Annotated in this window: 11 protein-coding genes; 10 read left to right on the top strand and 1 reads right to left on the bottom strand. The window is 43.0% G+C overall.

Going from position 1 to position 21,867, the window contains the following annotated elements:
• Positions 1-158: 158 nt before the first annotated feature.
• The 3 genes from ACRD7A_RS01265 (at position 159) to ACRD7A_RS01275 (ending at position 6,000) form a co-directional block, all read left to right on the top strand.
• A complete protein-coding gene (locus tag ACRD7A_RS01265) occupies positions 159-3,155 on the top strand; it encodes a SusC/RagA family TonB-linked outer membrane protein (protein WP_430809525.1) in 2,997 nt (998 codons plus the stop codon).
• A 30-nt stretch (positions 3,156-3,185) separates the two neighbouring features.
• Complete coding sequence (locus ACRD7A_RS01270; RefSeq protein ID WP_430809526.1) at positions 3,186-4,673, top strand: RagB/SusD family nutrient uptake outer membrane protein; 1,488 nt, start codon at positions 3,186-3,188, stop codon at positions 4,671-4,673.
• 157 nt (positions 4,674-4,830) lie between these two features.
• Positions 4,831-6,000 (top strand): IPT/TIG domain-containing protein, encoded by a 1,170-nt coding sequence (locus tag ACRD7A_RS01275; RefSeq protein ID WP_430809527.1) that lies wholly within the window; start codon positions 4,831-4,833, stop codon positions 5,998-6,000.
• 97 nt (positions 6,001-6,097) lie between these two features.
• Here the strand turns inward: ACRD7A_RS01275 and ACRD7A_RS01280 are convergent, their stop codons facing one another.
• Positions 6,098-9,331, bottom strand: coding sequence for a S41 family peptidase (locus ACRD7A_RS01280; protein WP_430809528.1), 3,234 nt, complete (start codon positions 9,329-9,331; stop codon positions 6,098-6,100).
• Positions 9,332-9,584: 253 nt separating this feature from the next.
• On the opposite strand from ACRD7A_RS01280, the gene ACRD7A_RS01285 reads away from it, so the two are divergent.
• From ACRD7A_RS01285 to ACRD7A_RS01315, 7 genes are all read left to right on the top strand, one after another.
• Positions 9,585-10,268: a response regulator gene (locus ACRD7A_RS01285; RefSeq protein ID WP_430809529.1), complete on the top strand. Its 684-nt coding sequence runs from the start codon at positions 9,585-9,587 to the stop codon at positions 10,266-10,268.
• Positions 10,249-12,123, top strand: a complete 1,875-nt coding sequence (locus ACRD7A_RS01290) for a sensor histidine kinase (protein ID WP_430809530.1) — start codon at positions 10,249-10,251, stop codon at positions 12,121-12,123. Before ACRD7A_RS01285 ends, ACRD7A_RS01290 begins: the two co-directional genes overlap by 20 nt.
• 294 nt (positions 12,124-12,417) lie before the next feature.
• Entirely contained in the window at positions 12,418-13,194 is a 777-nt protein-coding gene (locus ACRD7A_RS01295) for a helix-turn-helix transcriptional regulator (RefSeq protein ID WP_430809531.1), read from the top strand.
• Between the two features lie 152 nt (positions 13,195-13,346).
• Positions 13,347-14,357: an alpha/beta hydrolase gene (locus tag ACRD7A_RS01300; protein WP_430809532.1), complete on the top strand. Its 1,011-nt coding sequence runs from the start codon at positions 13,347-13,349 to the stop codon at positions 14,355-14,357.
• A 48-nt stretch (positions 14,358-14,405) separates the two neighbouring features.
• Positions 14,406-16,202: a hypothetical protein gene (locus ACRD7A_RS01305; protein WP_430809533.1), complete on the top strand. Its 1,797-nt coding sequence runs from the start codon at positions 14,406-14,408 to the stop codon at positions 16,200-16,202.
• 197 nt (positions 16,203-16,399) lie between these two features.
• Positions 16,400-19,633, top strand: coding sequence for a choice-of-anchor tandem repeat GloVer-containing protein (locus ACRD7A_RS01310; protein WP_430809534.1), 3,234 nt, complete (start codon positions 16,400-16,402; stop codon positions 19,631-19,633).
• A gap of 216 nt (positions 19,634-19,849) precedes the next feature.
• Entirely contained in the window at positions 19,850-21,619 is a 1,770-nt protein-coding gene (locus ACRD7A_RS01315) for a DUF4091 domain-containing protein (protein ID WP_430809535.1), read from the top strand.
• The last annotated feature ends 248 nt before the right edge of the window (positions 21,620-21,867 follow it).

Genomic DNA, 21,867 nt, shown 5'->3' on the forward strand with positions numbered 1-21,867 from the left:
TAAATAGCAGAATTACTGGCTCTAATGAATACTTCGCTGAGCTATTGATCATTTTCTTACCAAAATCAGTGTGTTCTAACGAGGGCACATGTTAACAATAATGACATTAACAATATAATAAATTGATTAATGTTAATTCTTACTTTAAAATTTGAACTATGAAGAAACTGCGATTATCATTATTTGTGTGTATGAGTTTGCTTGTATCACAAATATTCGCTCAAGGCCATTCTGTGTCTGGTAAAGTTACCGATAGTGATGGGATGGCACTACCGGGTGTTACTGTTGTAATCAAGGGTACCACAGATGGTACAATAACCGATTACGATGGAAAATACCAAATCAATACACCTTCAGGACAAGAGACTTTGGTTTTCTCTTTTATTGGATTTACGAAACTGGAGCAGCCCATTGAGGGTAAAACAATTGTTGATGTAGTTCTTGTAAGCGATATTGAGGAGATTGATGAGGTTATGGTGGTAGCCTATGGTACTACAAAGAAGGCCTCCTTTACCGGATCAGCCGCAGTTGTGAAGTCGGAAGATATCGATAAAGTGCCGGTTACTTCCGTTGAGAAAGCCTTGTCTGGAACAATTGCGGGTGTAACGGTATCAGAAACAAGTGGTCAGCCCGGTTCTTATTCTGAAATTCGAATCCGAGGGCTGGGTTCTTTTGCCGCTTCTAATTCTCCGCTTTATGTAGTTGACGGAGTGCCGATCACCACCGGCGCAATGTCAGAGGGTGGAAACTTGATGTCTTCCATTCCTACAGGTGATATTGAAAGTATTACCGTGTTAAAAGATGCAGCGGCAGCTTCGCTGTATGGTTCGCGGGCAGCTAATGGTGTCATTGTAATTACTACCAAACAAGGTAAAAAAGGTGTTACTAAATACAACCTTAAGGCAAGTTACGGAATATCTGACTTTGCAGTAGATAACTACAAAGGGGTTAGTGGCGAAGATCATATCATGCTTCACAAAGAATCGTTGGAAAACTTTTTTGGTGCGGGGCATGAGGACGTTGATCATTATATGAATTTATATGAGTGGTATGAGCCCGAAGGTGGCTTTACCGATTGGTATGATCTCTTGTTTAGGAAAGGTGCTTCAAAAAACATTGAGCTTTCAGCCACCGGGGGTACCGACAAAACACAGTTTTATATCTCAGGAAGCATGCTGGATCAGGAAGGTTTAGCATTAAATTCTGATTTTAAGAGATATTCGGGCAGGATTAGATTGACACATAAGGTGAATGACAAATTTAATATAGGTGTTAATATTTTAACTTCTCATACCGATCAGGATGTGGCCAATAACGGGACCAGTTACTTTAATCCATTTTATAATGTGAGCCGAAATACCTGGCCTACGGAAACGCCGTATGACGAAAATGGCGAGTTAAAATACGAATTGGTCAATGCCGGTTATTATAACCTTCTGCGCGAATATGAATTAAACGAAAAAACGGCGCAAGTATTCAGAAGCATGAGTTCTGCTTATTTTGAGTACAAACCCATTACTTCGTTAACATTCAAATCAACCAATAGCTACGATTGGATAAATAACGACTATGTTCGTTATGGATCCCCTTCATCTCGCTCATTCGAAGATGTTAAGGGATATGTGTACAATAGCAATAGTAAAAGAAAACGCTTAACAACATCGAATCTAATCACTTTTGATAAAACATTGGCAGGTGAGCATAACATAAATGTGATTGGTGCCTTTGAAGCTGAAAGATATCAGGCAAGTAATTATGCGGCCGAAGGCGAAGGGCTGCCTAACGAGAGCTTAAAGGAGTTATCCGTTACGGCCATGCCTGTGGGTGCTTATGGCTATTCAAGTGCCTATACAATGGTCTCATACCTGTCCAGGGTGAATTATGATTTTAATAATAAGTATTATCTGTCGGCCAGTCTCCGTAGAGATGGTAGCTCACGACTTGGTGTGAATGAAAGATGGGCCGACTTTTGGTCAGTTTCCGGTTCATGGCGACTGACAGAGGAGAACTTTCTGAAGGATCTCGAGTTTCTGGATGATTTAAAGATCAGGGCATCCTACGGAACCAATGGTACTCTACCTCCCGGGTATTACGATCACCTGGCTCTTTACAGCTATGAAGAAAGTTATGATGGAAAAAATGCTGCTACAGAAGATCAAATTGACAGCCCCGACTTGACCTGGGAGAAAAACAAAACCTTCAATATTGGTTTGGAATTTGGATTATTTAACAGGATTAGAGGGGGTGTTGAATATTTCGAGAGACATACGTCTGATTTAATAATGGATTTAGATTTAGCCCCTACCATTGGTGCTGGAAGTACCATGGTTAACATTGGTGAAATGAAAAATAAAGGGATTGAGGTTGAATTGCATACGGACAATATAGTGAAGGGTAATTTCAGATGGTCATCTACCTTTATTTTTTCCAGCGTGAGAAACGAAATTGTTAAGCTGGCAGGTGGCAAGGATATTATCGGATCATATTCCATTCGCCGCGAAGGCCTGCCGTATTATTCTTATTTTCTACCAATTTGGGCCGGTGTTGATCCGGCAGATGGTTCGCCAATGTGGTATTTAGTTGATGAAGATGGAAACGTCACCGATGAAGTGACACATGACTCCACCGTGGCAAGTAAAAATAAAGCCTATGCAGGTTCGGGTGAGCCAGATTTTTATGGAAGTATAGGAAATGAACTATCCTATAAAGGATTTAACCTGTCATTCATGTTCAATTACTCGGTAGGAGGAAAGATATGGTATAACTCGGGTTATAAGTCGTGGAACGATGGACGCAGTCCTAAATATGTTATTCAGGAAAGTCAGGTAGACCGCTGGCAAAAGCCAGGTGATATTGCCAAGCATCCGAAACGCATTTGGAATGGGAACAATGGTTCCGATATCCGATCTACCCGATTTTTATTCGATAATAACTACCTGCGTTTAAAAGATATAACACTGTCGTATAACCTTCCCAGCTCATTGCTTAACAGATACGGAATCGACAATATAAGGACCTATGTGCAGGGACGAAATCTATTGACGTTTGCGTCGCAAGACATTATGGATCCGGAACATGGAGGGGCCAGTGGATATGCTTATTTTGAGATGCCACCGGTGAAAACAATATCGTTTGGTATTGAAATTGGATTCTAGATAGTGCTATATAAATTAAAATCAAGATAAATGAAAAATATAAAGTTTATAATAAGCTTATTCATGCTTGCTTTGCTGACAGTAGTGCAATCATGTTCTGAGGATTTTCTGGTTGAGTATCCAACCGAGAAGCAAGCTCCCGGAGATATAAAGAAATTGGCCGATGTGGAGGTGGTGATGAATGGGGCGTATAACCTGATGCAGAGCGTCGGTTTTTTAAATAGTAATTTTATTACCCGCAACGATATGCGGTCTGATGATATGCAGGTGCCTGACTTTGGCAGACTTGAGGATGAGTATCGTTATGATTATGATGAGCAAAACAGTGTATTGAGTATTTGGTCAACCCCTTATACGATCATCAGACAGGTCAATAATATTATTGCTATGCTCGAAGGTATGGAAACTGAATCAGCTGGCGACCAGGCTAAAAAAGATGATATGATAGGGCAATGCTTAGCCATAAGAGCCTTGGCGCACTTCTCACTTTGCAATTCGTATGGCTTACCCTATTCGCATAACGCAGGAGAGTCATTGGGTGTTCCCATTGTTACCACAGTATTGCCAAAGGATGCTCAAGTAAAAAGAAGTACTGTAGCACAGGTATATGAACAAATTATCAAGGATCTGACAACTGCCATACCATTGTTATCCGAGGCAAAGAAGGGCGGAAAAATAAATTCCTGGGCGGCCAAAACTTTGTTGGCGCGTGTGTTCTTGTATAAGGAAGATAATGCTAAGGCTTATGAAACAGCCGTTGACGTGATTAAGGAAGGTCCTTATACCTTATTGAAAAGAAGTGAATACGTGGATGCCTGGGCTGAAGAATTTAATTCGGAATCGATTTTTTCATGTGTCAACAGTGCGGCCGATAATGGTGGTGGCAATTCAGTTGCCAACCTATCTGACCCTGAGGGGTATGGGCAGTTTATTGCATCACAGGATTTAATTGATTTAGTGAATTCTGATCCTGATGATATTCGAAACGAAATGTTATACATCGATCAGCTAAGTGTGATGGGCGATCCAACAACTTATGGACGAGTACTTAAGTATCCCGGTATTGGCAATACAAAAGCGGTTGTTGTAGCGCATTTTGAAAGTGAAGGGGATCCAAAACCAGACTTAGTATCTGCAGCTACAACCAGTAATGTACCCATTTTCCGTTTGTCAGAACTTTACTTAATTGCTGCCGAAGCAGCTGTTAAAGGCGGCGGTGAGGATGCTGCCACCTATTTAAATGCCATCGTTGAGCGGGCCAATCCGGCTGCATCAGTTGCAGAGGCAGATGTTACACTTGACAGGGTATTAACAGAACGAAGAAAAGAGTTAATGGCTGAAGGACACCGCTTTTTTGATCTGATTCGTAATAAGCGTGACATTGTTAGAACCGAGTGTGCTAGAACGGCCCATATGACAGCGCGCATGCATATTCCGTATGATGATTATCAGGTTGTGTTTGCCATTCCTTTAGAGGAGATATTAATTAATCCTTTAACACAGAATCCTGTTTACTAGTGATCCACTGAAATAAAAAATAGAGTTATGAAACGAGCCATGGGCAAGCGTTGCCTATACAGAAGGATGATTATTTCCTGGCGAGTTCCATATGGCAAATGAAAGAAAATATAATCACATGAAAAATATGTATTCAAATAAATTACTCATCTTGTGTATGAGTATGCTGATAGTCTTTGGACTGTTTAGCGCTTGTGAAGAAGATAAGACTGAAGTTTTCTGGAATGATAAGCAGGCACCCACTTTAATCAGTATTTCCCCTGCCAGTGCAAAAGAGGGGAATGAAATAACCATTGAGGGTAAATATTTCTCATCAACGGCCGATAATAAAGTGACACTTAACGGACTTGAGGCAGAGGTTACTGCGGCCAACCTTACTACGATTAAAGCCATTGTGCCTGAGGGTGCCACTTCCGGCGATATTGTTGTTAACAAGAATGGCATGGCTTCAAATAGTTTGCCTTGTACAATTGTGCCATTGGTTATTCCGACAGTAGCGTCAATTAGTCCCGAAAAGGGTAAGATAGGTGAAGAGGTTATTATTACCGGTACAGACTTCAGTACAACACCATCCGAAAACATTGTGAAATTTAATGGTACGGAAGCTACTGTAATCGAATCTACAGAAACTACAATTACTGCAAAAGTTCCACCAGGTGCAACTACTGGTAATGTGACCGTTACTAGAGATCGTGAATCGAATGGTGTTATGTTTACGGTGAAAATATCATATAACTTTACGATGCAGATATCCGCAGATGAAGATGATGTGGAAGAAGGTGCCTTGAATGGCGCTATGGCACTGACCAGTAGCGATTTGGAATTAGCAGAATACGATACCTGGGATGCCATATCCGGCACCGATCAAGGAGTGCAGACCATAGGTCTTCGTTTTAATGAGATTGCAATTCCCACAGGAGCCAGCATTCTATCTGCTTCAATTCAGTTTACTTGTGATGCTCCTGGAGCCGATGAAGCACAAATGACTATTTATGGTGAAAACACAGGCAATTCACAACCGTTTACCGAAGAGGCTTATAATGTAACCCGGAGGTCAAAAACAACGGAAAATTCGGTTTGGGAAATTCCTGAATGGGAAGCTGCCGGAGATGCAGGTATGGCTCAAAGAACCACTGAGTTAGCCGGTGTAGTGCAAGAAATAGTGGATCGTCAGGACTGGAGTTCGGGTAATAGTATGTCTTTCATTTTAGAACCAAGCGGTTCCAGTGTTAATGAAACAAGCAGTAAGGGAGGACGTGAAGCTGAAGCCGGAGTTGGTGATGATGCGGCTATTTTAACCATTATTTACGAATTGGAGTCGAATTAATACCGATATATAACTTCATTATTAAATCTATAAAAAGGGAAGCCTCTGAATCACGAAGAGGCTTCCCTTTTTAAAGTAACATATTTATTGTTTCTCATTAGCGCACCTCATATTCCTGATGCTCGGGCTTTACATATTTTTTTGTTTCTAATTCTTTAAGGATGACCTCTATGGCTTTTTCCAGCTGTGGATCAATATTTTTGGCTAGCTGACCGGCATCTTCATCCACTTCCACATCCGGGTCTACACCATGTCCTTCCTTAAACCATTCGCCGGTATAAGGGTCGTACATGCGGAAAGTTGGCGCGGTTACCCTACCACCATCAATCAGTTGGGGCATACCCGAAATGCCAATCAGTCCGCCCCAGGTGCGGGTACCCACCAGTTGGCCTAAGCCGGCTTTACGGAAATAGTCGGGGAAAGCATCACCTCCTGAACCACTCCAACCATTAATCAACATCACTTTAGGCCCGAAATGCGCTATTGGAGGCCATTGCCAGTCCTGGCCGTCGCGCACGGCCCAAAAAGCCAGGGGTTTGCGATTCAAGAGCTCTATAAAGCGATCCGGTATTTGTCCGCCGTTATTAAAGCGTTCGTCGATGATTAAGGCGCTTTTGGTCCATTGCCCCATGAATTGACGCACCAACTCATTTTGGCCATCGATACCCGTGCTGGGCACATAAATATAGCCTACCTTCCCATTGGTCGCTTCTGCAACACGAGTCCGCTTACTTTCAATCCATTCAAGGTTACGCAAGCGGTACTCATCTTTCATAGCTTTAACGACTACTTTTCGGGCGCCATTAAATTGAGGCGTGCTGTTTACTGTCAACTCAATGGTTTTATCAGCATAGCCTTGCAAGGCGGCATAAGGTGATGCATTCACATCTACCGGGGTGCCGTTCACAGCTAGTAAATAATCACCCTCGTTAACCGTAACGCCCGGTGCTGCCAATGGTGAAACAACTTCGGCATCCCAAATGCTGCCTTTTACAATGTGGTCAATGATGTAATGATTGTCTTTAACGGCAAAGTCAACACCAAGGTAGCCTACGGGCAGCTTAGAGGCTTGTTCAGTGTCTCCGCCGCCCTTGTAGGCATGCGAGGCATTTAATTCGCCAATCATCTCGCCCAATACAAAATTAACATCCCAACGGGTTACACAGGCTTCCAGTAAAGGCAGATACTGTTGATAAATAGCTTGCCAATCAAGGCCATGCATATTCTTGTCGTAAAAGAAATCACGCTCCATGCGCCAGGCATCCCGATAAATCTGTAACCACTCTTCTTTTGGGTTTATAGTAACCCTGAAATCTTTTGTGTTTAAAGGTTTATCTAATTTCTGATCTTCCGAAGGCGAGATAATGGCCAGGGTCTGATTTTTTCGTACCAACAGCTTTTCTCCATTGGCAGCTACCTGATAGCCATCGATACCTTTCACAATGGTTTTTTCTTCACGCTCTTCCAAGTCGTAGTATTTGAGCGTATGTTTATCATCAGCTCCGGCCATAAACATAATCTTGCCCTTTACCGAAGCCAGGTTGCTATAGTCACCATTTTTAACAGGCAGCAGTACTATGCGACTCTCGAACCCGGCTATATCAATTTTGGTGTCTTGAGTTTCTTCTTTAGCGTCCTTTTTTTCGTCCTTATCTTTTTTCTTCTTATCCGTTTCTTTTTTATCGTCCTTCTTTATTTCAACGCTATCGTTGCGGAAGGATAAAGGCGATGTCATATCCTTTGTTAAAGGTACAGCGGCCAGTAAAGTTGACTTTGGATAAATAAAGCTGTTGTCAAAGTCGCTGTATTCCGGGTTAAAATGACGATTAGTGGTAAAATACAGGTATTTACCCTCCACATCAAAAACCGGATTGGCATCGTTGTAATAACCACTGCTTACCTGGTATAAACGGCGATTGACAATATCGAATAAAGCGATGGCCGACGTTCTTTTATCGGTATCTTTGGCATAGGCCAGCCACTGACTATTGGCGTCCCATGAAACGCTGAAATTACTTAACGCTCCATGAAAATAATACAGCTGTTTATCGATGGTGAGCACCTCTTTCGTGTCGATAAACACCACCTTAATTTCCATGTTCTGCTCTATAAAAGCCAGTTTTTTACTATCGGGAGACCAATGTAAACTGTAACGGAAGCCATTGGTAAACGAGGTGATGGTTTGGGTAGAGCCATCTTCCATGTTGCGCAGTACCAGCTGGTATTCTCCCGAGGCATCGCTCCAGTAGGCCACGTATTTACCATTGGGCGACCATGCTGGTGAGCGTTCTGCCACGCCCGATGTCTGCGTGAGGTTAATGGTATATCCGTGCTCGGCAGGTAAGGTAAATATTTCTCCACGTACTTCCAGCGCCACGCGCTTGGCATCGTGAGCAATAAAAGTATTGGAGAAGCGGCCTTTTAAATCGATGTTTTGAGGCATTAAGCTTTGTTGGTCTGTCACTACATTCACTTTTACCTCCTTGCTTTTACTTGCATCGATATTATAGACATATAGCTTGCCGGCTGCTTCAAAAACAATGTCATCGGGGCCCATGGATGGGTAATGCACATCAGTATCGGTAAATTGCGTCAGCTGCTTAACTGCTTTGGTGCTTATGTTGTATTTCCAAAGATTAAAACGTTTTGCATCACCACGGTCTGATAAGAAATACACCTCGTTGCCCTTCATCATTGGCAGCTCATTATTGGCGGCATGTTTGGCAATTTTCTCGGCCGATTTAGTTTCCAGATTCATCAGCCAAATATCGGGGGCAGTCCCTCCGCGATACCTTTTCCAGGTGCGTGTTAAGCGGCTCTTATCGGTGAAGGCAATGGTTTGTCCGTCTTCCGAAAAAGATCCAAACTCGGCATGTTCAATGGATAATCTTTGAGGCAGTCCTGTTTCGGGCTGGGTCAGGTAAAACTGGTTCCACCGCATCTTACCACTTTTACGAGCCGATGCAAACAAAACCTGTGTGCCATTGGGGTGCCAGTCCACCACCCTGTCGTTATAGCCATGCCAGGTATGGCGCGTGGGCATGCCACCGGTAACCGGAATGGTGTAAACATCGGTATTGCCAGAATAGTTGCCGCTAAAAGCAATGGTCTGGCCGTCGGGCGAAAACTTAGGAAAGGACTCTTCCCCTGTTGGAGAGCTTAGTTTTGTAGCCGTGCCGCCGTCTTTATCGACTATCCAGATATCGCCGGCATAGGTGAATGTGATTTGGGTTTTACTGATGTCGGGGTATCGAAACATCCGTGCATCAATTTGGGCATGGGCTAGCGTCCATACACATAATAACAGCATTGAGAAGATCGTCTTTTGCATGCTTACATAGATTTCGTTAATAATAGTCTATTATGTATGTAATTTCATGATATTTAATGAGAAACAAAAGTTTAATCATGATTTTTACTTCAATTGATGTGGTGGCCTAAAGTGTTTAATAGCATATGAATACTTTTAAATGGTATTCATGACAGTTTTAATAATTTTAATTGATGAGCTGACTAGAAGATGTATCTGATATTTCATACCTTAAGCATGTTTCAGTGTTAGGTTCACATTTTAAGTTGTTTAAATGATGATGGAAGAAGAGCAGGAGAGGGGTACCGCTGAGGGGGATGGCAGCGTGAAAGAAGTGGTGATTGTGGACGACCAAAATCTCTTTGCCGAAGGTATCACAACGATTATTAATGGCATACAGCAAGTGAAGGTGACGGCGACACTGGAGAATGGTAATAAGCTAATTGAAAAGCTGGATGTGTTGCGACCCGATGTACTATTTCTCGACCTTAACCTACCGGGTAAAAATGGTTTAGAGCTGCTGGCAGACATTCGGTGTTGTTTCCCCGATTTGATCATTGCCATTTTAACCATGTACGAAGATGCCTACCTGGTGAAGAAGATTAGGGAGGGTAAGGCCAATGCTTACCTTACAAAAAAAGCGAGCATTGAGGAGCTGCAACACGTTATTTTCTCCGTGCCCAGCGATTCATTTTTTATTAGTGAAAGCATACAGGTTGATGATGCGGATGCCTTTGAGTTGGCCGATGATGACTTTACGGTGAAAGCGCAGATTACTCAGCGCGAAAAGGAGATCATCCGCCTGATTGTGGATGGGAAAAGCACCGAAGAGATATCAGAAGCCCTCATCATTAGTTACGAGACGGTAAAGACGCACCGTAAAAACATCTTTCGCAAGCTACAGCTGAATAAGGTAACCGAGCTAATCAAATACGCCTATGAGCACCAGCTTTTGTAAGATCTTCAAGCCTGGGAAGGTGTTGATGCCGGCCTTATTGCTGTTTCACCTGGTGGCCTGTAATCACTCACCGCCCGATGCCTTGGAATCGGCCATGATCCTCCAGGATAATTTTCGTTCTGTTACCTTGAAAAAACACTGTTGCCTTTATACATCGCTGCAGGATATAGCCATCGATAGTATTGTTTTAAGGTTACAGGACGGCCAGGCTGAATGCGCTAAGCTCCGGTATAACGATTTTATATGGCTGTACTTCACCCTCGATAATCAAAGCCGGCATAGCAATTATGCCTTGGAAATCAACAATAACTACCTGCACCACTATGAGCTTTATCAAATCACTGACGATACCATACGTTCGATAGGCAAAGGAGGCATTGCCTATCCTTTCCATGAGCGCAGTATAGAAAACCGGCGTTTTATAGAAGCCTTGCAAATAGCTCCCGGCCAAACGTGCTCTTATATTTTAAAAATAGACGACCGCGAGCGCGAGACCAGCCTCTCGCTAAGGATCTGGAACCGTGCTGCCTTCAATAAAAGCGAAGCAAGCGACCTACTGTTTTACAACCTTTATTTCGGAGGCCTGGTGTTTATCGCACTTTTTAGCTTGGTGATGGGCACCATACTTAAGATGCGGGTATTTTTTGCCTATAGCCTCTATGCCGTGCTTATGGCCTACTTTATGTTTGATAATCTGGGTTTTGCCTACGAATTCTTATATCCCGATGCACCTTCTTTGAAGCGCTTTTTGGATACTCTTATGATCACACCCCTGCTTTTTTCTTTTGTTAACTTTGGAGTCGTCTATTTCAATGTAAAAAGCCGCCATCCTATTTTATATCGCTATGTGCAAATTTTCTATGGGGCGCAGCTGCTTTACCTGCTGCTTTGGGCCATCACCCGCGCATCGTGGCCCATTCACTACTATATTTTAATGAACTACTGCTTTGTGCTGCTTACCTTTGTGGTGCAAATTGCCATTGTGGTGCAGGGCATCAAACACCAGCGCACCAAGGCCTTATTTTTTATGACTGCTGTGGGGGTGTTGCTCATCGGTGCGGTTCTTTTTGCCCTCTCGTATGCCGGTCGCCTGCCCTACGAGTGGTTTCCCACCAATCCGCTTTTAATGGGCTCGGTGCTTGAGTTCGGCATCTTTTCGCTGGCGCTTGTTTATGAGGTACACCAAATCAACAAAGCTAAAAACGACCTTCTGCTGGCCAATGCCCGCCATCAAAAGGAACTGTTGGCGGCCTACGTGGAAGGGACAGAAAAGGAGCGTGCCCGCCTATCGGCCGAGTTGCACGATAACGTGGGCAGTCGCTTGGCTCTGCTCAAGCATAAGGTGAATCAACCTACGGATAGCGAAGAGCTGAATACCGATTTGGATAAGCTCTATCGTAATGTGCGTTCCATGTCGCATGCTCTGGCACCTCATGCTCTGGCACCTCATGCTCTGGAGCTCATGGGGCTGCGTGAGTTCTTGCAGCGTTATTTGAGTGATTATCGGAAAAGTACAGACATACACGTTAATGCCTACTTTGATGAACTTCCCGCAGGCATCAGTCCTGACTTATCCCGTCAGGTGTTTCGTATCGTGCAGGAGGCGCTGCAAAATATTCTGAAATATGCCGAGGCATCGCTGGTAGAGCTACAGCTTGTGGTGCACGAGGCCGAACTCATCCTCACCATTGATGATGATGGCAAAGGCTTTGATGCGGCTGCTATCAACGCCGTGGCGTCCCATGGAATTCATAACATGCAGTCGCGCGCCAAGGCGCTGGGTGGCAGCTTTGAGTTAAGCACCAGCCCCGGAAAAGGCACACACATCGTGGCCAAACTTCCCCTCGAGGTATAGTAGAGTATTCAGGTGTTTTACAGAACGTTCGTCATCACAAGGCGCTTACAAAAAACCGTTCCGTAAACACTTAATTAGTTGGGAATCTTCAAAACTTATAATTGGATTTAATCGCCTCCGTTTGTCTCTCTTCAGGCAATTTACCCCTTTTGGGGGATTTACCTTCAATTATGGCAAGCTTAATTTTGTTTTAGTTAAGAGAAATACAACAACATTGAGTTGAAGTATTCAGGCCGATGGCTTCAAGATGTTAGACAAAACGAAATACAAACAGATAGATAATTTGAAAGAGCTATGGAAGAGCTAATGGTGAAGAAAGAGCAGGGGAAGGGCACATTTTTAGATAATATTATTTCATATCTGCCGGCATCGGTGCATGTAATAGAAATAAACGAACGTTTAGAAACCAAACTTTATTGGAGCAGCGGTAACTACGAGAAATATACCGGAGTGACGGTTGATCAGCGGAAGGCCATGGGCTTCTTGCATCCCCGGGATATTTATCACCCCGATGATGTGGAGCCCATATTAGCATTGACGGAATATTTATATGCGAATCCCGGGGCCGAGGCCTCCCTCTTTTGTCGATTTTGTATTCATAATCAATCACAATGGGTTTATGTGAAGCTTCGGCGTATATCCGTTGTATCCGGAAAAAGGCATGCCTTGAGTTTATTTTTTCCCCTGGGAAATGCCCATGGGGTGAATCATTTACAGTTCGATACTTATTTAAAAGAAAAAGCATGCCATAAAAACAAATCTAAGCTGGAGGTGTTAACGCCCAGTGAATTACAAGTGTTTCGATTACTGGGCACTGGCTTATCAACAAAAGAGGCAGCCGATGCTCTTTGCAGAAGCCGTGAAACGGTGAACAACCACCGGCGTGCAATTTTTAAAAAGCTTGATATTCATAAAATAGGTGAGTTGGTGGCCTTGGTTAAGGAATGTGGTTTGGATCGATCATCTCAGCCTGATAATCAGTTTGTTTATGAGAAAGCAAAAAGGACAGAGAAAAGTATGCCCTATATGGGAAGTGTGATTGATAAAAGTTATCAATTGAATACCGGGTAAAAGCCAATATACCCCTTTCGGGGGATTTACTATGGTTTAGCACCGGTTTAATTTTGGCATTACACTATTAGTCAACTTTTTCGGTGGTAGTCTCATAGTAGATGATTTTGAAATCATTCATAAACATATTATTATAATTTAATTTTTGCATTATGACAAAATCCAATTTATTTATTAGTGTGCGCAATGTTATTAAGCCAAAGGATGGTACCCCTTATTTTGGAAACGAACCCGGTACAACCACATATTTAGACATACCGAATGGAGAAAAGCCTCATCCTGAAAATCATCGTGTTAATTTAAAATCCTGGATTGCTGAAGTGTTATCGCGAGCCGAAGTAGGAAAGTATAAAGATGGAGAGGGTGGCCAAAGCATGGATGGTTATAGTTACGGCGATCTTCTAATTTTTGTACATGGCTATAACAATTCAATGGAGGTGGTTATGAAACGACACGATTTGCTTCAAAAGCGACTTTCCGAAAAAGGGTTTAAAGGAGCGATAATAAGCTTTGACTGGCCCAGTGATGCGCGCACTTTAAATTATTTAGAAGACCGTTCAGATGCCAAAGCAACAGCAAGTAAGCTGGTTAAGGATGGCATAGCCTTGCTCGCAGCTAATCAGGTGGCTGAGGATAGGAACAAGTGTGATATTGATGTTCATCTCCTTGGTCACTCTACAGGTGCGTATGTTATCCGGGAGGCCTTTTACGAAGCCAATCAAAATAGACGGTTATCCAGAATTAATTGGCAGGTTAGTCAGATAGTATTTATAGGAGGAGATATTGCGCGACGATCATTATCTGCACGTAATCCGAAGTCTCAGGCTCTTTTTCAGCATTCTGTGCGAATAACCAATTATCAGAATCCATTCGATAGAGCGCTGAAGCTTTCCAATGTGAAACGCTTTGGGGTATCTCCTCGAATAGGTCGTGTTGGTGTGCCTGATAATAAACCCGAAACTGTTGTTAATGTCAATGTTGGAGATCATTGGCGTGAGCTTAAACGTAGTGATAACAATTCCGATGGTTCGTGGTCACATTCCTGGCACTTTGATGATCCTACCTTTGCTGATGACCTTGTGTACACGCTCAATGGCGATATTGACCGAAATAGTATTCCTACGCGTGTATTGCAAAATGGAAATTTAACACTGAAAAAGTGATCCATCTTTAAATGTGTGACAGAGGTTTGTTTAATTAATAATAATATTATGAAATTATTTGATTTACATGCACACCCATCATTGCGTGCATTCGGCAACTACGTGGCTGAAAATACTAAATATGATATTTGGAAAAGAGGAGATAACGAGTTTGATGGCAAGAAAATACTTAGGGAGGTTGATGAGGATGGTTTTTTCAGGCCGGTGTCGCATACATTGGCCGGTAAAATAATAGCTAATGCCCTTGAGGATAAGGTAGCTTTGTACACCCAATCAAATTTGGATGAGGCGGTAGAGGGTAATGTGGGATGTATCGTTTTGTCTTTTTACCCCATCGAGCAAGAGTTTTTTAAACGAGGAAGAGTAAGAGATAGGCATCTTTTTGACAAAGTTCTCTCTATGGCATCGGGGCAGTCAGTAGAAAAAATTGATCAAATACAGGCAGGTGTCAACTCTTATTACCAAGAGTACGAGGCCGACAGAAGCCTGCTTGAGGCAAATCAGCATACCGGTGGAAAGAAGAATCCTCAATGGCGTTACAGAATCGTCTCCAACTACTCGGAATTACAAGCAGTGGTAAAAAAAGATAAAGAGCTAGCCATTATCCTGTCTATGGAGGGTGTTCAGGGCTTAGCCAATTCCATCGGAGCCAAAAATAGTTACCGGCAGCTTAAAGAAGAGGCACAGCGCAACAGTTCTGAGTTTAAAGAGTGGCAGAAAGGTTTATTGGAGAATTTAAAAACAGTAAAGAAAGCTAAAGACACCAACGGCAAGGATCGTGCACCTCTTTTGTTTCTGACGATTGCCCATCATTTCTTTAACTATGTCTGTGGTCATTGCTCATCGCTTAATTTTCCCGATTTTTTGGTTGACCAGAGTGATACCTATCATTATCTGCAGGAGGGCGAAATAAAGAATACACATTATTTTAATTTAGGTATTGTTGATTCCTTTGGCTATGAAATAATCAAAGAGGCTTTAAGAAGAGATCCGGAAGAAGGGATGCGGCGGGTAATAATAGATATTAAGCACATGAGTCCGCAGGCCAGAAAGGATTTTTACGCCTTGCTTAATACAGATGCCTACCGGAATGAATTGATACCCTTTGTTTGCAGTCATACGGCTGTTAATGGTGTGCCTGGGCTGCGCAGAACCGGGAAAAAGGATAGTAGTAGGTATTTTAACATCGCGGATTTAAATTCTTTTGATGAGGATATTAAGCAAATCTATAAGCACGATGGCTTAATGGGTCTTATGCTTGACGATGGTCGTACTTGCTCAAAGTACTATCAGGCAGTAGTTCGTAAGCTGGATGGTAAGATAGAACGTAAGAAAAAACGAATTAATAAAATTCGCAAAAAGTTTAGTGAGCGGAAAAATGCAAGGGCCCTGCGTAGGCTTGCCAGAGCAAATGAATTAGAGCGACAGGTAAATTTTTTAAAACAGGAATTGGCTGACGAATATTGTGATATCTTTTTCCGTCAGGTCTTTCATATTCTAAATGTACTGAGCCTGGAAGACCCAAAGATTGGACGCAATGCCTGGAAGATTGTAACCATTGGCAGTGATTTTGATGGTGTTATCAATCCTATGGATTATTATTCTTCTTACGGACGTCTTGATGATTTTCGCTTTGATTTGATCGAAAGGTGGAACGACATTCTGGAGGAAACACAAGAGGACGATGTTGATGTAAGTAGTAGCCATGATAATGAATTTGTTAAATTCCTTTATGGTGAAACACCGGAATATTGGATCGACAAAGTATTCTGGTATAATGCCAACAATTTTCTTAAAAAATATTTTCATGATGACTATCTGATCCACGGCCGTGTTGGTAATTAATAGTAAAGATCCTGCTATTGATTATTTCTCTTACAACCCTTGTTGCCTAATCCCATAGTACTTCAACTTATTACACGCTCCTTATTATCCTTTTTGTGCCTGGCCGAATAACCTTAGGTTCTGCTACTAATACCTTCTCAACCAGTTGTAAGGGGGGTGCATAGTGGCTAATCATTAACCATTTAAACGCAATAATCATGAAAAGACAACTATCTTTTTTAAGCATTTTTTGTTTAGTAACTACCTTCGCGGTAGGGCAAACACCGGGGCTGTGGGGGGTTACCCCTAGGGGTGGTACTAGTGGTAATGGCGTTATCTTTAAAACCGATGGCAATGGCGATAATTATTCTGTAATGTTAGACTTTCCACAAGAAAGTAAAGATAATATTCCACGACAAACTAATTTTGTGGAAACACAGGATGGTAAACTATATTGTGTGGGTGGGGGTAGTTCCTATAGCGATGCCAAGTATGGTGTTATTTATCAATTTGATAAGGAATCAGGTGTGCTATCTGTAGTTTATGAGTTTGTTACGTCTGAAGGATATAATCCGGCCGGTTCACTAACTTTACACAGCAATGGATTGATCTACGGATTAACTACAAATGGCGGCACATCAAATGCAGGTACGATCTATACATTCAATCCAACTACCAAGGTTAAAACTGATTTGCACCATTTGGGCTCTCGTTCCCAAGTGGGCTCTAATCCGCTAACTAAGTTAACGTATTGTTCGGATGCTAAGTTTTATGGCACTTTCGATTATGGGGGGCTGAATAACAATGGCACATTTTACTCATTTGATCCTTCTAATAATGAATTCACTTTAATTCATGCATTTGAGGCTGCAACAACCGGAAATCGACCGGTACAAGGTTTAGTTAATGTACATGATAAAATATATGGAGTTACAAGTAGTGGCGGAAGTAATAATAGTGGAACTATGTTTGAATATACCATTTCAGATGGTACTTTCTCAATAGTATATTCATTTGATAATGAAAATGGTCGAACTCCTTATGGGGGACTAACCTTACACTCGAATGGTTTTATTTATGGCACTACACAGTCTGGAGGTTATAATAACCAGGGTGTAATATTCATGTATAACCCTGTAAATGGTAATTATTCACGTATATATGATTTTAGTATTCAGACAGGTATTTTTCCTCAAGGTTATTTACTGGAAGATGAAGATGGGGTTTTGTGGGGCTTAACTACTAATGGAGGAGAAGATAATGGAGTGCTCTATTCCTATGATCCTACATCTTACACATACAAAGTTCACTACGATTTCGTAGGCCATGGAAGTAATAATATGACAAGTGAATTATTAAAGGCATCCGATGGTTTAATTTATGGTTTTAGATCTGGTACGGGTTCTGAGGATAGAGGTGTAATCTACAGTTTAAATCCAGCAAATGATAATTATTCAGTGTTAGCTAATTTTTATGGTAAACCCTATGGTAAGGCTCCACAAGGTGGCTTTGTGCAGGCAAATAATGGTTTACTGTACGGAGTTGTGCAAGATGGCGGTATGTACAGTGAAGGCTGCATTTATGCCTATAATCCGGCTTTAAACACTATCGACACCTTGTTTCATTTTGTTGATGACGATACAGGTATGCAACCGGTTGGTACCTTGTTGCAAGCTGATAATGGTAAGCTTTATGGAGTGACATATACAGGTAAAGGTCCCGATGCAAACGGTAGAGGTGTTTTGTATGAGTATGATATTAAAAGTGATAGCTATAGGGTGCTCAAAAGCTTGGTAAGCAATATGCATGGAGGCAGCCCTCAGTCCAATAGTTTAATCCAGGCCACTAATGGATTAATATATGGTACAACAACGAGTTACGCCACAAATTCAGGAGGTGCTCTATTCTCCTATAACATTGAAACAGATGAAATAACCGTACTGCATGAGTTCAGCGGAGGAGACCAAGGTTCTCAACCCTACGGAAAATTACTTCAAGCCAGTGACGGAAAATTATATGGGACTACCGATCGTGGTGGAGGTAATAATCATGGAACATTGTTTGTTTTTGATATTCCAACGTCCTCCTATGCCACTATACATAACTTTGAATTAAATGTAAATGGAGGCTATCCCAAAGGTTACCTAATTGAAGTAGGAGAAGGCATTCTGTATGGTTTAACAGAAAATGGAGGTGACAGCCCAAGCAATAATGCAGGCGTGTTATTCACTTATGACATCAATACCCAAAGTTTTGCTCATAAGCTTAATTTTAATGGCATAGCTGGTGCGTCGCCTCAAAGCTTAGTGTTAGCCTCCAATGGCAATCTATATGGCGTTTGTTCATACGGAGGAGCAAATGGAAATTCAGGAACTATTTTTGAATATAATCCACAGATTAATATAATTTATAAATTATACGATTTTGATAATGTTACCGGTTTTCAACCGCGTTATGTAAGTTTAATTGAGGTGGGCTGTTTACCAAGTTACGAAACAATTGATGTTATTGCCTGTAATACCTATACGGTGCCAAGTGGCGATGAAACTTATACCGAAGAAGGTACCTATACGGTGATGGATACAATACCTAATACCTGTAGTATGGATAGTATAATTACGGTCAATTTAACTTTACACCATGCTCCGGAAACCATTGTTGATGTTGAGCTTTGTTTAGGAGAAGGTTACACTTTTGCTGATGGCACACAAATAGAAATTATAAGCCATAACCAAAGCCACACCTCTGTTTTAATTGCACAGGCACATACAGGCTGCGACAGCATTGTCACGGAAACATTGGTGGTATTGCCATTGGCTTATCATAGCGTGGAGTACAGCCTATGCGCCGGTTCGTCCTTTACCTATGCCGATGGCACCGAGGTCAATGATATTCAAGCCGATCAGAGCCACGTTTCAACGCTGACAGGGGCGGCTTACAACGGTTGCGACAGCATCGTCACCGAAATCCTCACCGTCGTATCGCTTGATAACACAGTTGTTTTGAATGGAAATACACTGAGCGCTGTGCAGACAGATGCCAGCTATCAATGGTTGGATTGTGAGATGAAGCAGTCACCGATTGCGGGCGCTACCTCGCAGACTTATGTGGCGGATAGGAGTGGTGAGTATGCTGTAAGCATCACCAAAGAGGGTTGCACGGTGAGTTCAGAGTGCGTCTCGGTGGTTATTACCGGAGTACCGCAAAGCGCTGATGGTCATGGTATGAAGGTATATCCTAACCCAACTTCGGGCATGATATACATTGATATAAGTGACGAATTGCTGGGAAGTAAGATTCGCATACTCGACTTAAGCGGCAAGCTTGTTTATTCAGGCGTGGCACAGAGTGCTATGTCGGAAGTAGAGCTCCCCCTTAAACCCGGCATTTACATTGTTGAAGTAATCACACCGGATAATCAGAAAAAGCAGTTTAAAGTGATAAAAGAGTAGCAATAAGTATAGTTGTAGCTGAATTTGCACTCCCCGTCCACCAGTTTACCTAACCGGAGGACGGGGAGTTTTGTATTTGTGCATTATTCTGTAATCAAAACCCATAGCGAGGCAATAAAACAGATACTTTTAGCGCGCTTTACTGAAAAAATGCTTATTTCGTACTTAGTTACCTAAGCTGTGATTGAATAATAATTTTATATCCATTCATTTTTTATGACACATCTACACAAAACCATTAGTATAGTGATATGCTGCCTGTTGAGCGGCACCGTGCTGCTGGCGCAATACAGACCCTTAATCAATGAGGCACCGGATCCAAACGTGGTACCGGAAACCGACTGGACACAAGTTAGCAAAGGCCTGTACGCTGGGGTGGGCAGCATCGATGAGCGTTATGCCAAATATATGGTTCCGCAAAACCTGAAGGAGTCCATTCACCTGAAGGGTTGGCGGGGCGAAACAGTGGCCTCCCAGCTTGTACTGTGGGCCGGCTCCGATGTGGAGGCGGTCAGTTGCCAGCTATCGGACTTAAAAGCCAAACGGGGCAAGGAAAAGATATCCGCCAAAAATATCGGCAGCCGCTTTGTGAGTTATACCCTCACCGATACCTATATTGCAGGCTGTAAACCCAATATAACCGCCGAGATTGATTCTTCATTGGTGGCCGATGCCCTAGTGGAAGCTTCTTCAGTGGATATGGCGGCCCGCTCGGTACGCCCGCTGTGGCTTCGCGTACACATACCCCGCAATGTTGCTGCCGGCGAATACACGGGGATCGTCACCCTGAAGGCAAAGCAGCTGCAACCTATCACGCTGCCACTCACCCTTAGCGTGGCAGAACGCGAATTGCCGGAGCCCGGTCAATGGGCCTTTCATCTGGATCTATGGCAAAACCCTTATGCCGTTGCCCGCTGGTTTGAGGTGGAGCCTTGGAGTAAAGAACATTTCAAGCGGCTCAGACCCGAGCTGGAACTGCTGGCCTCAGCCGGCCAAAAATGCGTTACGGTAACGCTGAATAACCGCCCCTGGGGAGGTCAAACCTACGATGCTTTTGGCAGTATGATTGCCTGGCATAAGAAACAAGACGGCAGCTGGCACTACGATTTCAGCATCTTCGATAGGTGGGTGTCCTTTGCGTTGGATTGTGGTATTGGGCCGCAGATTAACTGCTATACCATGGTGCCCTGGGGCAATACCTTTTATTATTTCGACGAAGCGCTGCAAAAAGAAGTATCCGTAACCATGAATCCCGGCACTGACGAATACACGGCTTTCTGGAAACCCTTCCTTACCCGTTTTGTGGCTCACCTAAAGAGTAAGGGTTGGTATCACCAGACTACCATTGCCATGGATGAGCGATCGAAGAAGGACATGATGGCCGTGTATCAGTTAATACAGGAGGTGTCACCCGACTTAAAAATAGCCCTCGCTGCCGACCACTGGTTTCCTGAGCTTTCGGATAACCTGTTCGACTTTTGTGCATCTTCCAGATTCACCTTTCCGACCGATTTGCTCGAACGGCGTAGAGCCCAAGGACAGAAGACTACTTATTACACTTGCTGCGTGGAAGCTTATCCCAACACTTTTACTTTTTCACCTCCTGCCGAGTCGGCATGGCTGGGTTGGTACACGGCAGCCCGTGGCCTGGATGGCTACCTGCGATGGGCTTATAACAGCTGGACCGAAAATCCTTACCGCGATTCACGTTTCCGTCGCTGGCCGGCCGGCGACACCTACCTGACTTACCCGGGTGGAGCCAGTTCCATACGTTTCGAACGCCTGCGTGAAGGCATACAGGACTATGAGAAGATAGGGATACTGCGCCGGGAGCTTAGCGATTGCTCCAATGAGGAAGCCGCTGTTTTGCTGCAACGTCTGGATGACTTGTTGGAATCCTTCACCATCGAACGGATACCGCAGGAAACAGCCCGCAAGATGATTAAAAAAGGAAAAGCCCTGCTGGAAGAAATGGAAGCTTTATAAGCTCTATTTAGCGTAGCGCATAAATCAAAACTACCCATCGGGGAGGTGGATGCTTCTCCGGTGGGTTTGTAACAGCAAGAAGCGAATGCACACCTTTTACTCTTTAAAAGAACTTTAAACGGTGGAAGACAACTGCATTATATTTGACTCCTTAGGAGTCATCTGTTTATAGCTTGATTTTTAGGCTATAAATCTACGACCCCAGCTGGGGTCGTAGATTTATTATTTTAACGCCTAAATGGATGAAA

Source organism: Carboxylicivirga longa (genome assembly GCF_050589825.1).
Taxonomy (GTDB): domain Bacteria; phylum Bacteroidota; class Bacteroidia; order Bacteroidales; family Marinilabiliaceae; genus Carboxylicivirga; species Carboxylicivirga longa.

Excerpts from the sequence above, each read along its gene's own strand:
- ACRD7A_RS01265 (WP_430809525.1), top strand. The coding sequence starts at position 159 with ATGAAGAAACTGCGATTATCATTATTTGTGTGTATGAGTTTGCTTGTA.
- ACRD7A_RS01270 (WP_430809526.1), top strand. The coding sequence starts at position 3,186 with ATGAAAAATATAAAGTTTATAATAAGCTTATTCATGCTTGCTTTGCTG.
- ACRD7A_RS01275 (WP_430809527.1), top strand. The coding sequence starts at position 4,831 with ATGAGTATGCTGATAGTCTTTGGACTGTTTAGCGCTTGTGAAGAAGAT.
- ACRD7A_RS01280 (WP_430809528.1), bottom strand. The coding sequence starts at position 9,331 with ATGCAAAAGACGATCTTCTCAATGCTGTTATTATGTGTATGGACGCTA.
- ACRD7A_RS01285 (WP_430809529.1), top strand. The coding sequence starts at position 9,585 with ATGATGATGGAAGAAGAGCAGGAGAGGGGTACCGCTGAGGGGGATGGC.
- ACRD7A_RS01290 (WP_430809530.1), top strand. The coding sequence starts at position 10,249 with ATGAGCACCAGCTTTTGTAAGATCTTCAAGCCTGGGAAGGTGTTGATG.
- ACRD7A_RS01295 (WP_430809531.1), top strand. The coding sequence starts at position 12,418 with ATGGAAGAGCTAATGGTGAAGAAAGAGCAGGGGAAGGGCACATTTTTA.
- ACRD7A_RS01300 (WP_430809532.1), top strand. The coding sequence starts at position 13,347 with ATGACAAAATCCAATTTATTTATTAGTGTGCGCAATGTTATTAAGCCA.
- ACRD7A_RS01305 (WP_430809533.1), top strand. The coding sequence starts at position 14,406 with ATGAAATTATTTGATTTACATGCACACCCATCATTGCGTGCATTCGGC.
- ACRD7A_RS01310 (WP_430809534.1), top strand. The coding sequence starts at position 16,400 with ATGAAAAGACAACTATCTTTTTTAAGCATTTTTTGTTTAGTAACTACC.
- ACRD7A_RS01315 (WP_430809535.1), top strand. The coding sequence starts at position 19,850 with ATGACACATCTACACAAAACCATTAGTATAGTGATATGCTGCCTGTTG.